Annotated in this window: 13 protein-coding genes and 1 pseudogene; 4 read left to right on the top strand and 10 right to left on the bottom strand. The window is 32.3% G+C overall.

The genetic code is table 11. The features are described 5' to 3' along the window. Positions 1–42 precede the first annotated feature (42 nt). The 5 genes and pseudogenes from C1H87_RS20325 to C1H87_RS23785 all read right to left on the bottom strand — a co-directional run bounded on the left by C1H87_RS20325 (position 43) and on the right by C1H87_RS23785 (position 3701). On the bottom strand, positions 43–423 hold the full coding sequence (locus tag C1H87_RS20325; RefSeq protein ID WP_102757570.1) for a DUF4406 domain-containing protein: 381 nt from the start codon (positions 421–423) through the stop codon (positions 43–45). After that, complete coding sequence (gene nudK / locus C1H87_RS20330) at positions 423–1001, bottom strand: GDP-mannose pyrophosphatase NudK (protein ID WP_102757571.1); 579 nt, start codon at positions 999–1001, stop codon at positions 423–425. Before nudK ends, C1H87_RS20325 begins: the two co-directional genes overlap by 1 nt. 291 nt (positions 1002–1292) lie before the next feature. After that, positions 1293–1946 (bottom strand): hypothetical protein, encoded by a 654-nt coding sequence (locus C1H87_RS20335; protein WP_102757572.1) that lies wholly within the window; start codon positions 1944–1946, stop codon positions 1293–1295. 767 nt (positions 1947–2713) lie between these two features. Continuing rightward, positions 2714–3133, bottom strand: a pseudogene (locus tag C1H87_RS20345) (tyrosine-type recombinase/integrase); the annotation flags it as partial. Between the two features lie 424 nt (positions 3134–3557). Continuing rightward, complete coding sequence (locus tag C1H87_RS23785; RefSeq protein WP_199769378.1) at positions 3558–3701, bottom strand: carboxymuconolactone decarboxylase family protein; 144 nt, start codon at positions 3699–3701, stop codon at positions 3558–3560. Between the two features lie 314 nt (positions 3702–4015). On the opposite strand from C1H87_RS23785, the gene C1H87_RS20355 reads away from it, so the two are divergent. Next, a complete protein-coding gene (locus tag C1H87_RS20355; RefSeq protein ID WP_102757576.1) occupies positions 4016–4387 on the top strand; it encodes a BlaI/MecI/CopY family transcriptional regulator in 372 nt (123 codons plus the stop codon). After that, entirely contained in the window at positions 4384–5421 is a 1038-nt protein-coding gene (locus C1H87_RS20360; RefSeq protein ID WP_102757577.1) for a M56 family metallopeptidase, read from the top strand. Before C1H87_RS20355 ends, C1H87_RS20360 begins: the two co-directional genes overlap by 4 nt. 507 nt (positions 5422–5928) lie before the next feature. On the opposite strand, the gene C1H87_RS20365 is transcribed toward C1H87_RS20360, so the two are convergent. Continuing rightward, entirely contained in the window at positions 5929–8364 is a 2436-nt protein-coding gene (locus C1H87_RS20365; RefSeq protein ID WP_102757578.1) for a TonB-dependent receptor domain-containing protein, read from the bottom strand. Between the two features lie 252 nt (positions 8365–8616). Here C1H87_RS20365 and C1H87_RS20370 point away from each other — a divergent pair, with 252 nt between their 5' ends. Beyond that, positions 8617–9771, top strand: a complete 1155-nt coding sequence (locus C1H87_RS20370) for a sensor histidine kinase (RefSeq protein ID WP_102757579.1) — start codon at positions 8617–8619, stop codon at positions 9769–9771. Positions 9772–9781: 10 nt separating this feature from the next. Continuing rightward, positions 9782–10516 (top strand): LytR/AlgR family response regulator transcription factor, encoded by a 735-nt coding sequence (locus C1H87_RS20375; protein WP_102757580.1) that lies wholly within the window; start codon positions 9782–9784, stop codon positions 10514–10516. 219 nt (positions 10517–10735) lie between these two features. On the opposite strand, the gene C1H87_RS20380 is transcribed toward C1H87_RS20375, so the two are convergent. From C1H87_RS20380 to C1H87_RS20395, 4 genes are all read right to left on the bottom strand, one after another. After that, positions 10736–13540: a BspA family leucine-rich repeat surface protein gene (locus C1H87_RS20380; protein ID WP_158655305.1), complete on the bottom strand. Its 2805-nt coding sequence runs from the start codon at positions 13538–13540 to the stop codon at positions 10736–10738. Positions 13541–13697: 157 nt separating this feature from the next. Beyond that, positions 13698–15629 carry a BspA family leucine-rich repeat surface protein gene (locus C1H87_RS20385; protein ID WP_102757582.1) on the bottom strand — a complete coding sequence of 644 codons (1932 nt, stop codon included), beginning with the start codon at positions 15627–15629 and terminating at the stop codon, positions 13698–13700. 62 nt (positions 15630–15691) lie between these two features. Then, positions 15692–15958, bottom strand: coding sequence for a hypothetical protein (locus tag C1H87_RS20390; RefSeq protein ID WP_158655306.1), 267 nt, complete (start codon positions 15956–15958; stop codon positions 15692–15694). Between the two features lie 154 nt (positions 15959–16112). Continuing rightward, the gene (locus tag C1H87_RS20395) at positions 16113–17366 is read right to left on the bottom strand and encodes a hypothetical protein (RefSeq protein WP_102757584.1); all 1254 of its coding nucleotides are present in this window, start codon (positions 17364–17366) and stop codon (positions 16113–16115) included. Positions 17367–17533 lie beyond the last annotated feature (167 nt).

The raw sequence follows: 17533 nt of genomic DNA on the forward strand, positions 1-17533 counted from the left end.
TAGCACAAATGCCCTATGTTTTTTATATATTGTTGGTGGCAGTTATTGTTTCTCAATTTTTGGTATTTCTGATTTGTCCAAGAAAATTATTTTGTTCTTTTTCTTTCCAACGTTTATCATTTCGTCCGCACCTGTTGAAGCTCCTCCAATTCTCAAAACTGCATCACAATGGCTGATTAGTTTAACAGCAATTGGATGGAAAATTTCATTAAATATTTCATCTCCTATTTTCTTTGAACCAGCGATTTCTATCATTGGCAAAGCAAACCATTCTCCTAAAACTGGCATATGTCCCATTTTGTATAATTCCAAAGCCATATTGCTCATTGCTTGTACATTTCTCTCAATTAATTCAGGGTCATCATTTGTTCCAGATCTATAAGGTCCAGCAACAAGTATTAAGAGTGATTTATTATTTTTCATTAAAGAATTTTTTTAAGTTTAATATGTTGAAGTAAAATTATTGTTTTTCCATCTTTTATTTCTCCGGATTCTATCATTGACATTGCTTTATCAATTGAAAGCTCTAAAACTTCAATATTTTCTTCTTCTTTTTCGAGACCACCACCATCCGATACTTTCATTTCTTTTGAATATTCAGCAATGAAAAAATATACTATTTCGGTTACAGAACCAGGTGACATATATGCCTCAAAAATTTTCTGAACGTCTTTAATTTTATAACCAGTTTCTTCTTCTGTTTCTCTTTTAATACAATCTTCCGCATTTTTTTTGTCTAAAAGTCCTGCACAAGACTCAATTAGCATTCCACTTTCGTTTCCATTTACATAAGTCGGAAGCCGAAATTGTCTTGTAAGTATTACTGTTTTAGATTCTGTATTGTAAAGTAGTATTGTTGCTCCGTTTCCTCTGTCATAAGCTTCTCTACTCTGTGATTGAATTGAACCATCTTTTTTCAAATATTGGTAAGTTATTTTCCTTAAAGTGTACCAATTGTTAGATAAAATTTCTGTATTTGTAATCTTAATTTTGTCTATCATTTATGAGGTTTGTTTTAATACTTTGAATTAATTAGATATCTTATTTCTGTCAACTATTATTCTCTTGAAATTTGATTTATTCGTATTGTTTGCAATGTACTTTCCCTTCAATTTTTGCGCAGTTGAGTTTTACCCAATGAATTCTTGAAGAATTAGGAAAGTCTATTAATGCTTTTTCCAAATCAGGGTTATCATATTTGTTTTTACCTGCTAATCCGATAAAATAGCTTATCGCAAATTTCTCCGCTAAGTCGGGAGACTTTGCGGAGCGGGTTTTCTGCTTTTGAAATTTTACAATGTATAGGTAAACCCAAAGTATAAATCGATACCGTCTCCGTTTAATTTATCAAAAATAGAGTCACCTATAGGCTGTTTATTATCATATTTTGAGCTATAGTACTTTATACCAATAAGAGCGCCAAACTTTTTTACACCTATAAATTCATATTCTGTTAAGAGCACAACTCCCGAAGTTCCATCGTATTTTAATGTTCCGTCAAGCCCCAAATCACCGGCATCAATTTTCAATTTTCCACCTGTATAAAAACCATAACCTATACCAATGTTTAAAGTTTGGTCCTTTGATGGGTTAAGCCCTATTAAATACTTGAATGTAGGTTGAATAGAAATTCTATTAAAAGATGTAGATACATTTGAAAGCTCTGGTCTTAGTGTGCTAGAATTAAATATGAAACTAGAACCTATTTCATATTTTTTATTAAAGATATATCTTGTAGTGAATCCAACCTTTAATCCTCCGCCAGCACTAATTGATGACGATTTATTGTCTTCGTCAATGAATAAATCAATATTATCAAAACCTAACCCTATTCCGAATTGTAAACCAATTCTAAATTGATTATTTGCCTTTGGATTTGATTCTTGAGCCAATGCAATATCAATAAATGAAATCGCAATTACGCATAAAATTATTTTCTTTCTCATAATATTTTATTGATAGATATAGTTAAAAGTTGAAATCATTCCCAATCTGGCAGATTACCATATTGGTTCTTTGCTTTCATTTTTTATGTTCTAATTAAAATTCCCAAATTAGAATAGTCAGCTTTAGACTCATACTTAAGTAAGTTCAACATTACGACTTGTCCTTTTTGATGAAAATTTAAGTGAAAATCCATTCCTGATTCCGGAGTTTCATCAATATATTTAACTGATATACTATTTTTATGCAAATGTCGTACTTGCATACCAAAAAATCATTGATGTAGGTCAAGAAAGAGAATTAAGCTTTTTTCTAATTCTACTAACAGTTTCCGGGCTAATATTTAGATACTAAACTATGTCATATTGAGGAATTTCATTTAGAACCCTTTAATATCATTAAATACTGCCCAAACGCATCGTAAAAATCTAATGCATAAAATTGGAACGAAAAACATGGTGGGATTGGTAAAGTATACCATTCAGCAAGGGCTAATTTAAGTTATACTAGAAAAAAATGTTTGATAACATAGTATGAATTGGCTGAAATTATAGCCTTTCACTAAAAAATACGAAACCACGTGTTCTGTAAAACGTGAATAATGAATTCAATTGAAATTTTTCTATTAATTTTTTTCTGAAATGAGAAGAATGAGGTATTAAATTATGTAGTCGTTATTCAGGACGGGGCAAATGGCATACAACAATTGAATAAACACACTAGTGTGTTTATTTTTAATATACATATATACTCAAATATACAATAATACTTACAAGTCTAAAGGGTTTTTGATAAAATCAAAACTGTTTTTTGCCACATGAGTATAAATTTCTGTTGTTTTTGTAGAATTATGACCTAGCAACAGTTGAATGTACCTAATATTTATTCCTGATTCCAGTAAATGAGTTGCAAAACTATGTCTCAACATATGGGATGATACACGAACTTTTATGCCAGCTTTGATAGCCGCATTTGAAACTATTTTACCTACACTATTAGCACTGTATTGTTCTTTGAATTGTCCTTCAAATAGATACGCTTTAGGTCTATATTGTTTATAGTATGTTCTAAGGTCTTTTAATACAGATTCGGAAAGTAATGTGTACCTGTCCTTGTTACCTTTAGCATTCTTAACTCTAATGAGCATTCTTTTGCTGTCGATATTCGTAAGCTTTAGATTAAGTAATTTTTCCTATACGCTCAAGAAATAAATGAATTAGTCAGATTTCAAAATTAGTTTAATATCTTCAATAAAGTTTGAACTTTTGCCTCTTGGGGTCACAAAAAGCTTCACTAGAAATAGTGAAGCTTTTTTATTTATTTATAGGTTTTGTAGTACTTCAAAGGGGGTTAACAATTTTCAACCATGCTTTCTTGGCACCCAACCTTTAGAGCCAATTAATTCTTGAGCAACTTCTTTAGGATAATCTTCAAGGTCTGTTGCCATGGTATCATTTCAGCGATTTAAATAGCCAAAGAGGGCGAGTGATGCAACAATTTCTACTATTTCACTTTCGTTAAAATGTTTTTTTAATTCATCAAAATCTTCTTCAACTGTTATATTTGGTATTAAGGCACCCTTATAAGCCACATTCAATGCAGCCCTTTCTGCTTCAGAAAATAAAGGAGATGTTTGAAACTCCCAAAACAGATTCAATCTTCTCCTTGGAGGCTTTATAAATCCTAGAAAGGTTTGCCATATGTGCTTGGTAATAATGACAGCCATTAGCTTGACTCGAAATAAGACTGATAAGTATTTTTAATTCTTCTGAAACGGTACCTTAATACAGTATAACCTGATTTAATCTTACTTGTATCAGTAGGGATAGGCATTTGAGTTTTTACATATATACCAAGTACCTATGGTGTGAATCTGAAAACTGTAATTCGTTTCGACACAGCCAGTTTTTAATAATAGGAATCTTATTGGTATTCATGTCAATAGTTATGTATCTGATGTATTCTAAAAAGAAACTGGAAAATCACATATCTTCAAATAAGTAATTTTTATTTGCATAATAAAATTTATTGTCTACATTTGTAGATATGAATCTACAAAAATAGAGTTTAAATGAAATTATCACGCAAAGAAGAAGAGTTAATCAATATAATTTGGCGTTTGGGAGATGCTTATATGAAGGATTTATTAAACGCTTATCCAGAGCCGAAACCAGCTTCAACGACTGTTTCTACGCTTTTAAAACGCTTAATAAATAAAGGAGTGATTTCATATAGAATACACGGGAATTCTCGTCAGTACTATGGACTCATTAATAAAACTGAATATTCCTCATTCAATCTAAAAAATATGATAGGAACCTTTTTTCAGGGTTCATCTAGTAGGTTCGCTTCTTTCTTTGCAAACAATATGAAACTTACCAAAGAAGAATTAACCGAATTAAGAAATATAATAGATGAAAAAATAGATAATCTTGAAAAATGATACTTTATATTCTACGATTTAGTCTTGCAGTTTGTATTTTTTACTGCTTTTATAAATTTATTCTTGAAAAGGAAAAAATTCACACGTTCAACCGATTCTATCTATTAGGTGGTTTGTTTGTATCATTAGTATTTCCATTGATTTCAATTGGAGGTGCTGAACAAATTCAAACGGTATTAGTTAAAACTCAGCAAAATTTAAATCATAATTTAATTAGATGGGAACTGATTATTGTAAGTACATACGTACTAATCACTTTCTCTCTGTTAGTCCGATTTATGATTGATATTTATAAGCTATCCAGAAAAGTTAAAAGACATGAAGTTAAATCATTAGGTCGTGCAAAATTGGTATTTACAAATGAACCAATAAGCCCATATACATTCCTAAATTACATTTATATAAATAAAAGTGAATACACTAGTCTGGAACCAGAATTAATAAATCACGAATTGGCGCATGTAAATCAACGTCATACTATTGATATTTTTTTTGTTGAGCTCCTCAAAACCATCTTTTGGATTAATCCATTATTAAAATCATACAAAACTGCAATGCAGCTAAATCATGAATTTTTAGCTGATAGAAATGTTATCACACAAAAAGAAGATACAGAAGAGTATCAAAATATATTACTTCGCTATTTACAAATGGATAGGCCTATTAGAGTAACAAGCGGTTTCAATTTTACATTAACAAAAAAACGATTATTTATGATGAAAAAACAAAAGAGTAAAAATCAACGCTTTAAACAATTATTAGTAATACCTTTATTTCTGCTTGCCTTCTGGTCTTGTAGTGATAATGGAGGAGTAAGTGGTAAAGAAATGCTACATTATTGGCGTTATACTGCAGCTATGGAAGAAATATTGCAAACTGGCAGAATAAATGAAGACGATTTAAAAGACGGTGTTATTAAAGGAATATCAGGCAAAGAAGAATATGACAAATTGCTAGATATCTATAACCGAATGAACAATGATCAAAAAAGGTCTGTATATCAATTACCACCTTTTATAGCACCTATAGAATAAGCCCTATATAGGTAATTCTCAAATATTCTAAGGCACTTTAGTGTCAAAGAAAACCATATCATTAAATTTTTAAATAGTAACAAGTAACCTTTATGCAAATACTCAAAGGCTAAAATTCTATTGCACTATTTTAATAGCTAATTTTTCTTGTGGGTATTCCGTTTTTTTGAGTACTCACTTGGAAATATTCAAGTGCAAGGAATTATCAAGAAGATAATACAATATTAGAGATTGATGAAACTAGGTTTATAGAATAAATGAAAAACCTTAACAGCCTTTAAAATAAAGGAGTTAAGTTTTTTTTTATGTTCGTTCGACTTTTTTTATCCTTTTAAGATGGGCTTAATTTTTTTATACTATCGATACTTACTCATACCAAAAATGGTAATAGCTATCATCATAAAATAGGGTTCTAGAATCACCATATTTTCAAAAGCAATAAATATGACAATCTGATAAGTTATCGAAAATTAAATAAGATCACTAAAATTTTAGTATTTATCATATCTACATTCTTGATTTCTCGACATCTGCTCCCGTTCTGGTGCTGACTTTTTTCACTTTAGTATTACCAAAAGGATAGGAATAACTAATTCGGAAAATACTAGAAAATCCAGATTCGGGACTATATTTTACCTTAAATTTGTCTCCAAATGCTTCTCTAGTAAGCGAACCTACGGTAGAGTGGATATCAAAAGTCTCAAAAATGTCGGTTATAGAAAATTGCAAACTACTTCTATTTTTAAACTCTTTTTTGATCCCCATATTTAATACACCAAAACCATTTGCTTTAGTACTTCCGTTAAAGTGGCGGGAGGTATACCAACCCGACAATTCTAAAGAGAAATTCTCCGGCAATTTTATGGTCTGACTTCCATTGAAATTGTAGTGAAAATAGTCATGGGTAATTTTTTCATCAGTATGCAATAATTTGAACTCTCGAACCCCAAAAGTCCCGTTAAAGTTCATACTCCACCAATGAGTAAAGCGAATGGGGATATTGGCCTGAATATCTATATTGCGCTGATACTCTAAATTTACAGGTGCTATTACGGCAACGTTACTTTGTGAATTTCGAGTAACCTGAAAACGGGCAATGGGGTTTTTCTCATTAGAAGCTAGTAAAGAAATGCTGAATGATTTATTGCTGTAGCTAATGCTGATATTATCGCTTAATGCTGGAAGTAATTGTGGGTTTCCGCTGAATACGGAAGTGGGACTGTTATAAATTAGAAACGATGCTAAATCGGAGTAATTAGGTCGTGTTATACGTTTGTTATAAGCAAAGTTTAGTGCTGTAACATCAGAAAAAGAATGGGTAATGAACAGTGAGGGGAAAAGTTTCCCAAAGCTACGGTTCAAACTGGCATCGTCAAATGCTTGATCCCAATATTCATATCGGAAACCTAATTGTCCTTTTAACTTTTTATTAAATTTATAATCGGCTAGAGAATAAACAGCGCCTATTTTTTCTTGATTCTCAATTGCACTTATAAAGCGATTATCGGACACAAATTCTTCGCCTTGAAGAATTTCGATACGGGCATTATTGATAGTTTTGGATAGTGATCCTTTCATTCCAGCTTCTATCGATAGGGTTTCATTCACTTTATACCGATAATCTAATTTGAGAACACCTAGATTGATATCGGTTTCATTAAATCCACGGTTTCCCCTATTGTAGATTTCGTTATCTGGCTGAAAAGCATTTCCACTTTCATCGAAATAGGAACTGCTTACGCGATTTGGTGTCTGATTATTGTAATTGATATAATCTACAGTTACACTCAATTCATTTTGTTCGTTTTTCTTTTCAAAATAAGTGGAGGCATTCATATTTTTCAGGTTTCCATCACCATTCAATCTAATTTGAGCTTCCAAAAAGGGAGTGTTTGTAAAGTCATATAACCCCCTGTTTTGAGTATGTACCATCGGTTTAGAGTTATTGTACAATAAACTTGCTCCAAATAAGGATGCGTCCGAAAGTTTATAGTCATAACCTAGATTGATGTTATGGTTTCTATTTATATGTTGTGTCCTACTTGTAAAATCAATGGTTGTATTTCCTCCTAAGGAAGGTATCTCTGTAGTACCCATTCCTCTGAATCCGCTATAAGTGTCATCATAAGAGAACGTATAAGAGCTAAATAAGTTGGAACGTGCGCTTCCATAGTTTAAAGAGAACCCAGTGGTCTGTTTAGGCCCTTCTCCAAAGCCAGCACTTAAATTAATAGAACCCCGGATACCCAAACTCTCATTTTTGGTCGTTACTATATTGATGATTCCCGCATTCCCATCTACATCGTATCTAGCGGAGGGATTGGTTAGCAATTCTATTTTTTTAATATTATCAGCACTCATCCCATTAAGAATAGCGATTAAGTCTGCAGTTGGAATTCGTTGTACCTTCCCATTTATCATAATTAGGGTTCCGCTTTTTCCATTCATTGAAAAACTATTATTGCGTTGATCCAAAATTACTCCAGGAGAACGCTCCAACAATTGCAAAACAGTGCTTCCCTTTGTTAAAATACTCTCTTGCACATTGATAACACTGCCTTCCTGAGTACGCTGTATTAGTTTACGTTTGGCTATGATTTCAACCCCTTGCAAGCTAGTTACCTCCTCTGTTAATGTAATTGAGGGGAAATGTTTTTGCAGATCCGTTGTGGTTATCGAAAAAGGTTCAGAATCCCAAGTTTTAAAAGATAGTAGGTCGATACGGAGTATGTATGTGCCTGCTTTAGAATAATCGATTTCAAAAACACCTGCTTCATTAGATATACTTCCAGTTTGCAGAGTGGAATCTGGAACACTATAAAGCATCGCGTTGGCATAAGGAACGGGATTGCCATCAGTATCAATTACCAAGCCTGATACTTGGCCAATAAGCGTTTGTATGCATCCTACACAACATACAAGAAAAAGGACATATAATTTCATTGCTACGAATTTCGGCACAAGTACCACCAATAAAAACAGTAATGAAAAAGTGAATGACTAAGGGGGCATTTTTCTTTACTACACGAAGAAATATGGAATTTTCGCATAGATTTTAATAAATATTGGTCAAAAATGTATTTGGTCAATTAAAACCTACTCAATGTCAAGTTATCAAAAGGAGCATTTGGAAAAGAAAGATATCCATCTTATCTTGTTATACTTATTCTATGCCGTTAAATTTCTTTAGAAATCATGTCCGCAAACACACTTTTGCCCGTTTTAACCTTTTTAGAACGCTATAAAATACATCATATCCTTTTTTGGGCAGGGTATCATTTTGCATGGTGGACATTGTTCTCGGGGAGTATAACGGAAGTATTCCAATCGATTACAGAACCTCACGGAATCGTAAAATTTTTAGGATATGTTACGTATCAAGCTTTGGGCGTATATTTCTGTTTGTACGTTCTAATTCCAAAATTTCTTCAGAAAAGAAAATATTTTATTTTCTTTCTTTTCAGCCTTTGTACAATTTTATTAATGGCAACATTAATAACATTTAATTATTTTGTTGCAGCATCAGTAGTGAATGCCAATGTATATGAACTATTCTATATTTCGTCGCCAACACCTTTTGCTATTTTCAAGTATAATGCTTTACCATCTTGCATGGCAAGTACAACTTTGGGAATGAGCATAAAACTGACCAAAAATTGGGTAGCTTCACAAAAACAGCAGCAAATTTTGGAAAAAGAAAAATTGGAAACCGAGTTGAAGTTCTTGAAATCACAATTTAATCCACATTTTTTATTCAATACCATTAATTCTATTTTTGTATTGATTCATAAGAATCCAGATATGGCCTCTGAATCGCTTGCCAAGTTTTCGGATTTGATGCGCTATCAATTGTATGAATGTAACGAACCCAAAATACCGGTAGAGCGGGAGCTAGATTACCTTCGGAATTTTATCGAGCTAGGAAAATTGCGTTTGGAAGATACCGTGAAGGTACATATAGAAATAGATATCACTGGATATTCGAATAAATCCATCGCTCCTTTTATTTTAATGCCTTTTGTAGAAAATGCTTTTAAGCATGTTTCTCAAGAAAAGGAACAAGAAAATTGGTTAAAAATCAATTTGAGTTTTTCCGAAACAGAGATTGCTTTTGAAGTAGTCAATAGTATTCCATCCATAAATTATCCGAAATCTAATGACATAATAGAAAATAGTGGAATTGGTTTAAAAAATGTAAAACGACGATTGGACTTGGTTTATCCGAATCAATATGAGTTAAAAATAGAGAAAACAGATATGGCTTACAGTGTACTACTGAAACTTCGGTACCCTATTGATAAACTTATACCAGAAGCTATAGAAAAACCTATAATATCCTTACAATCTTGAAAATAAACATATGGTATTAAAATGTGTAACGATAGATGATGAACCTTTAGCACGAGAATGCATTGCAAACTATGTACGAGAAGTAGGTTTTTTGGAATTAGTCGGGTCGGTTAATAATCCTTTAGAACTTTCAAAAATTCAAGAAGAACAAGAAGTAGATTTACTTTTTTTAGATATTCAAATGCCGCGGATGAACGGAATAGAATTTCTAAAATCATCTACCAATATGCCTATGGTCATTCTCACCACCGCTTTCCCAAACTATGCTTTAGAAGGTTTTGAACTGGATGTACTAGACTATTTATTGAAACCCGTTACATTCAACCGTTTTTTTAAAGCTGTAAATAAAGTAAAAGAGCAGTATCTGCTAAGAAACCAAAAAACACAAGAAGATTCGACTTTGCTTAATGATACTAAAGAACATATTTTTATCAAGTGTGATAATGTCTATAAAAAGATAGAACTAGAAAATATCCTTTTTATAGAGTCAATGCAGAACTATGTAACGTTTCATACGACGGATGGTAAAAAACACTTAACACTTATGCCCCTAAAAAGTGTGGAAAAAAGATTAGATAATCACCTTTTTCTTAAAGTACATAAATCGTTTCTCGTTTCGGTTACAAAGATAGATACCATCAACAATGGGAAAATTGGTATGGGCGACGTTCAGATTCCGTTAAGTCGCAATTACAAAAACGCAGTCATGGATAAAGTCTTAAAAAACAAGCTTTGGAAAAAGTAACTTTGGATTTTCCAAAGCTTGTTTTAGAAATTAATAAAGTATCTAAAAGTACAGATAGTACTTGTTAATTACTTTAGAGGAGAGATTTGGAAAATAGTTGTGGCAATCTATATCAAATAAACACTCGGTTAACAAGTGTAACCGAATGTTTATTTAAATACTATTTAGAGTGTTCTTTTAAAAATAAAAAGGTCTGGAGTATCAGACCAAAACAATTTATTATTTCTTAATAAACCGTTTTGTAGTGGTACCCGTATTCGTCTTTATTTTTAATAAATACATTCCATTAGCAAGCAACGACACATCTATAACATCGTTATTAACCTCACCAATTAAAGCTCCATGAATAGAGTAAATAGTTATATGGTCTATGGGTTGTTTAGAAGTCACAAAAAGTTTGTTACTAGTAGTAGGATTGGGGTAAACAGATATTTCATTGCTATTAATACCTTGGATGCTTAAAAGATTGCTAGATTTTTTATCATCTACATGATTAGCTCTGTTAAAACTGGCGTTAAGACGACAATTTTCGCCATTATCTATAATTGTCCAATTAAAATCTGCTATAATTTTTGCTCTGTCATCACTTGCCTTACAAAAGGAGCTGTTACCTCCATGAAATTTTACGCCGTTTTGTAATGCAAGTGAGCTCCATCCTTTTAGTAAAGCATCATAGTTCTTTGTAGAAAGTGTAGCACCCTGAAAGATAGAATCCATATCAGTCACGTTAGACACGTTCCAAGCACTGATATTTTGATTAAAACTTGTAGCACCACTAAACATCCAAGACATATTAGTCACCTTAGAGACATTCCAATTACCTATGGGGTGATTAAAACTAGAAGCTCTATCAAATATATTAGACATATTAGTCACGTTAGACACATTCCAAGCACTAATATCTTGATTAAAACTTCTAGCACCATAAAACATGTAACTCATATTTGTAACCTTAGATACATTCCATTTGCTTATGGGGTGATCAAAGGCTAGAGCTCCAGAGAACATTTCTGCCATATCTGTTACATTAGACACATCCCAACTACTAATATCTTGATTAAAACTTTTAGCAGTATAAAACATGCCATCCATAGTAGTAACCTTAGATACATTCCATTCGCTTATGGGGTGATTAAAGTAAAGAGCTCCAGCAAATAAATTTATCATATTAGTGGTTTTAGACACATTCCAACTACTAATATCTTGACTAAAATTTGTAGCATACCGGAACACACCTTCCATATTAGTCACATTAGAGACATTCCAATTACCTATGGGTTGATTAAAACTAGAAGCTCTATCAAATATATTAGACATATTAGTCACGTTAGACACATCCCAATCACTAATATCTTGATTAAAAACAGTGTTATAATAAAACATATAGCTCATACTAGTAACCTTAGAGGTATCCCAACTGCCTATAGGCTGATTAAAGGAACTAGCTTCATTGAACATACTATTCATACTAGTCACATTAGACACATTCCAACTATTAATATCTTGATTAAAATTTGTAGCGTTTTTAAACAAGCTACTCATATTAGTCACGTTAGACACATCCCAATCACTAATATCTTGATTAAAACTTGTAGCATTACGGAACATATTTCCCATATTATTCACCCTAGATAGGTTTGGAGTGTCTATCGCATGTCCTTTTAAATTGTTACATCCGTAAAAAGCACTATGCATAGAAGTCCATATTTGGTTACCCCACTGTTCTATACTTTGTATTTTTAGTCTATCGCCTGTATTATTAAAATAAATCCTGGGAAAATCACCAGTAATAGATACCGTATACGTTCCCGCTGTAGTATAACTATGTGTGGTATTACCTTTATGGTTTGTGGTGGTTTCACCATCCCCCCAGTTTACGGTATAATTATATGTTTCACCTAGAGCTGTAGGTATGGTAATACTTTCGTTAGCACTTGTGGTTTTCCATGTAGTAATAAATGGTACTTGAGAACAATCTTCACCACTGTCTGTAATAATCCAACCAAAATCTTTTATAATTTTTGCTCTAGCATCCCTTGCACTACAAAATGAGCTGTTGCCTCCATGAAATTTTATGCCGTTTTGTAACGTAAGCTTGCTCCATCCTTGCAGTAAAGCATCATAGTTTTTTGTAGAAAGTGTATTATCATAAAACATGTAACTCATAGTTGTAACCTTAGATACATTCCAATTACTAAGATTTTGATCAAAACTTGTAGCACCATAAAACATGGCTTTCATATCAGTTACTTTAGACACGTTCCAACCACTAATATCTTGATCAAAACTTGTAGCGCCATAAAACATGCTATCCATATCAGTCACGTTAGACACATCCCAATCACTGATATTTTGATTAAAACTTGCAGCGCCACCAAACATGCTTTTCATATTAGTTACTTTAGACACGTTCCAAGCACTAATATCTTGATTAAAACTTGTAGCGTTAACAAACATGCTACGCATATCAGTTACGTTAGAAACGTTCCACTCACCAATATTTTGATTAAAACTTGTAGCTTGAAAAAACATTAAATCCATATTGGTCACGTTTGAGACATCCCAATCACTAATATCTTGATTAAAACTTGAAGCCTTACTAAACATGTGGCTCATATTAGTTACTTTAGATAGATTTGGATTATCCGTGGCATTTACTTTTAAATTTTTACATCCAAAAAAGGAAAACTCCATAGTTGTCCATATTTGATCGCCCCATTGCTCTACGCTTTGTAATTGGAGTTTATTACTAAAATTAATTCTGGGAAAATCGCCAGTAATAGATACCGTATATATACCTGGTAAAGCATAACTATGTGTGGTACTACTTGTATGGTTATTTGTGGTATTGCCATCGCCCCAGTCTACGCTATAATTGTATATTTCGCTTTTATGTGCATATATGTCAATACTTTCGTTAGCTGTTGTTGTTTTCCAGGTAGTAATAAATTGTGCGTTTAGGGTATAGCAACTTGCTATAAGTGTAAAACATAGCATGCATAATTTTTGTGTTATTTTTTTCATTTTTTTTAAGATTAATGGGGTTATATGATTTTTATTCCGGTTTCTCAATATCAAATAAACACTCGGTTAACAAGTGTAACCGAATGTTTATTTAGATACTATTTAGAGTGTTCTTTTAAAAATAAAAAGGTCTGGAGTATCAGACCAAAACAATTTATTATTTCTTAATAAACCGTTTTGTAGTGGTACCCGTATTCGTCTTTATTTTTAATAAATACATTCCATTAGCAAGCAACGACACATCTATAACATCGTTATTAACCTCACCAATTAAAGCTCCATGAATAGAGTAAATAGTTATATGGTCTATGGGTTGTTTAGAAGTCACAAAAAGTTTGTTATTAGTAGGGTTGGGGTAAACAGATATTTCATTGCTGTTAATATTAGGGGAACTAAAAAGATTTCTAGATTGTATACTAGGCCCTATACCAGGCCCTATACTAGATTCTATAAGCACATTAAAAACATCGGGTACGGAACTGTGACTGTCATTACCAATGTTTAAGTAATAGGTTTTATTAGGATCAGATTGGGCAATGTTTAAAATAGCTTTAGGGTTTGTTTTATTATCCATAGTAGTTTCACACTGTAACTCATTATTAGCATCTAGTGTAAAAATGCCTGCTTGCATTGCCCAATTAGCGCTAACGGTTACTTTTATGTTATTACTTGTACCTTTAAAAGCATACCATAAGCCATCAGTTAATAGGTTAGGAGAATCGCCACATGCAAAAAAGTCACCAGTAGCAAATTGAGCATTTTGAGCGTTTGTATATGGAAAATCATCGACAAGTATAGCAGTATTAAAATCATCATTAAAGGGGTGATCTTTAGATTCTATCAACACATTAAAAACATCAGGTACAGAACTATGACTATCATTACCAATATTTAAGTAATAGGTTTTGTTAGGATCAGATTGGGCAATGTTTAAAATAGCTTTAGGATTTGTTTTATTATCCATAGTGGTTTCGCACTGTAACTTATTATTGGCATCTAGTGTATAAATGCCAGTTTGCATTGCCCAATTAGCGCTAACGGTTACCTTTATATCGCTATTTGTACCTTTAAAAGCATACCATAAACCATCAGTTAACAGATTAGGAGAGTTGCCGCATGCTAAAAAGTCACCAGTAGCAAATTGAGCATTTTGAGTGTTTGTATATGGAAATTCATCAACAAGAATAGCGCTATTAAAATCGTCGTTAAGATGACAATTTTCGCCATTATCTATAATTGTCCAATTAAAATCTGCTATAATTTTTGCTCTGTCATCACTTGCCTTACAAAAGGAGCTGTTACCTCCATGAAATTTTACGCCGTTTTGTAATGCAAGTGAGCTCCATTCTTTTAGTAAAGCATCATAGTTCTTTGTAGAAAGTGTAACACCCTGAAAGATAAAATCCATATAAATAACGTTAGATACGTTCCAAGCACTAATATCTTGATTAAAACTTTCAGCACGAAGAAACATACTTTGCATAGAAATTACATTAGACACGTTCCAAGTACTAATATCTTGATTAAAACTTGTAGCTTCAAGAAACATACCATCAGTATTAGTTACGTTAGAAACGTTCCAAGCGCTAATATTTTGATTAAAACTTGTAGCACGACTAAACATCCCTCCCATAAAAGTCACGTTAGACACGTTCCAAGTACTAATATCTTGATTAAAACTTTCAGCATCAGCAAACATAAGTGTCATATCAGTTACTTTAGAAACATTCCAAGCACTAATATTTTGATCAAAATTTGTAGCTTGAGAAAACATGTAACTCATATTAGTCACCTTAGCTACCTTTTCCTCCCAATTTAGAGGTTGATTAAAACTTTTAGCACGACTAAACATCCAAGACATATCAGTCACCTTTGAGACATCCCAAGCACTAAGATCTTGATTAAAACTACTAGCACCATCAAACATGTAACTCATATTAGTCACATTAGACACGTTCCAAGCACCAAGATCTTGATTAAAATTTTCAGCATTGCGGAACATACCCTCCATATTAGTCACCTTAGATAAATTTGGGGTGTCTGTCGCATGTCCTTTTAAATTAGAACATTGAGAAAAAGCCTCTCTCATAGAGGCCCATATTTGGTTTCCCCATTGTTCTATACTTTGTATTTTTAGATTGTCACGACTATTTAAAAAATAAATTCTAGGGAAATCACCTGTAATAGATACTGTATATGTCCCCGCTTTAGCATAACTATGCTTGGCATTACCTTTTTGGTTGGTGGAGGTATGACCATCCCCCAGTTTATGGTATAATTATATGTTTCATCTGGAGCTGTAGGTATGGTAATTCTCTCGTTAGCTGTTGTTGTTTTCCAAGTAGTAATAAATTGTGCGCTTAGGGTATAGCAACTTGCTATAAGTGTAAAACATAGCACGCATAATTTTTGTGTCATTTTTTTCATTTTTTTTAAGATTAGTGGGGTTATAATGATTTTTATTGCTGTTTGTTTAATACACTATTTTCTTGCGTGTTTTTTTATAAAAGAAACCATCTAAAAAATAGATAGTATTTGCTAATTACTTTGGAGGAGAGATTAGGGAAAATATTTATGGACAATCTATATCGAATTGGGATTTCGCAAAATATTCTGAGAAACTTGTATAATTAGAACCATCATATCCTTGTTTAAGATTAAATAATTGAAATGTGCAACTCCCGTCAGGCCACTTTGCAACTGCAGCAACTTCTATAGTTCTTCCGGTAATAACACCAACAAGGGATCTATTTATTGTCCATGTATACGACGTTATTACGACATCAGTAATTTTTTCATTCCACTTTTTAAGCTTAGCTGTTTTTTGTAATGTTTGTAGTGCTTGGTTTTTAAGAGCGGCATCATTCATTCCAGCTTCAGGAATTTTTGATTTACTAATCATTGCCTGTTCGTACAAATCTATCTTCTTTTGAAGCTTTGGATGGAAATCGTCTGCAATAAAATCGTAAAAAGCAACCGATTCATCATTAGATATTTTCTTATCACCAAAAATCCAATATTCAGCACTATTACTGTTAGGATAATACCAAAAGTGATTACCTTCTTCGTTTAAAACAAAATAACTAATAGGAGAATTATTAAAATCTGCGACATAAACATTGGGGTCTACATAACTTCTTACCATTGTCATTTCATTACCGTTTTTTACCTCCTCAAATCCTAATTCGTTAACGGGCGCTCCTTTAATAACAATCGTTTTATTATCTGGGCTTTTTGACAAAATTCCGATAGATTTTTTTGAGCCTCCTAAAAAATTCGCACCAGCAGTTATGCTATTACCGTGATTCCCGGTGTTATATTTTCTAATCTTGTATTTTTGATTAAACTTAAAATTTATAGTTGAAGGCGTATGATTGTTTTCGGTAATTAAATTATAGAAAAATATATCTTCTCTTTTTTTCTCTAATGCAGTATCCTTAGTTTTTGCTTCTGATGCTTTACTAGCTATTAAACTTTGATCTTTTGATAGGATTTCATAAGCATTGGCAGGCGAACAATTACCTCGCATAGGAATTCCTGAAAATGAAAACCGTTCTAAATAATTGTCCTTTTTTATTACAAAATAATAAAAAGAATCTCCAGAATATATATACATGTTTTTAGTTCCAGCCACAGCTTTCAACTCTCTTTCGTTTATTTTTCCTCCAGATTCATAAAATTTCATTTTTAAAATTCTTGAGTCGTTAAAAACAACTTCTGCTGTACTAGATTTATTCGTTCTATAATAAGTCCCTTTCTCTATATTTTGAGATAAAACCATATTTGTAATAAATAGGCTAATAAAAATTATTGTTTTTTGTTTCATGTCTTATAACTTTATTATTGTTTTATGATAGGTTACTTACCCTGTTTATGATTCTATATTTTATTAATAGCAGTGTATTAGAAAAAGCAACTGCACTTTTTAGTTTGGGTATCATATTTTTTTTACAAAGAAAGAATGAGGGGGCTTAATGTTGTTTGTCAAAAAAC

This window comes from Flavivirga eckloniae (genome assembly GCF_002886045.1).
Lineage (GTDB): Bacteria > Bacteroidota > Bacteroidia > Flavobacteriales > Flavobacteriaceae > Flavivirga > Flavivirga eckloniae.

Bases quoted from the DNA above. Each gene is read 5' to 3' on its own strand.
- C1H87_RS20360 (WP_102757577.1), top strand. From the start codon at position 4,384: ATGATACTTTATATTCTACGATTTAGTCTTGCAGTTTGTATTTTTTAC.
- C1H87_RS20325 (WP_102757570.1), bottom strand. From the start codon at position 423: ATGAAAAATAATAAATCACTCTTAATACTTGTTGCTGGACCTTATAGA.
- C1H87_RS20375 (WP_102757580.1), top strand. From the start codon at position 9,782: ATGGTATTAAAATGTGTAACGATAGATGATGAACCTTTAGCACGAGAA.
- C1H87_RS20395 (WP_102757584.1), bottom strand. From the start codon at position 17,366: ATGAAACAAAAAACAATAATTTTTATTAGCCTATTTATTACAAATATG.
- C1H87_RS20355 (WP_102757576.1), top strand. From the start codon at position 4,016: ATGAAATTATCACGCAAAGAAGAAGAGTTAATCAATATAATTTGGCGT.
- C1H87_RS20370 (WP_102757579.1), top strand. From the start codon at position 8,617: ATGTCCGCAAACACACTTTTGCCCGTTTTAACCTTTTTAGAACGCTAT.
- C1H87_RS20390 (WP_158655306.1), bottom strand. From the start codon at position 15,958: ATGACACAAAAATTATGCGTGCTATGTTTTACACTTATAGCAAGTTGC.
- C1H87_RS20385 (WP_102757582.1), bottom strand. From the start codon at position 15,629: ATGAGAGAGGCTTTTTCTCAATGTTCTAATTTAAAAGGACATGCGACA.
- nudK (WP_102757571.1), bottom strand. From the start codon at position 1,001: ATGATAGACAAAATTAAGATTACAAATACAGAAATTTTATCTAACAAT.
- C1H87_RS20335 (WP_102757572.1), bottom strand. From the start codon at position 1,946: ATGAGAAAGAAAATAATTTTATGCGTAATTGCGATTTCATTTATTGAT.
- C1H87_RS20365 (WP_102757578.1), bottom strand. From the start codon at position 8,364: ATGAAATTATATGTCCTTTTTCTTGTATGTTGTGTAGGATGCATACAA.
- C1H87_RS20380 (WP_158655305.1), bottom strand. From the start codon at position 13,540: ATGAAAAAAATAACACAAAAATTATGCATGCTATGTTTTACACTTATA.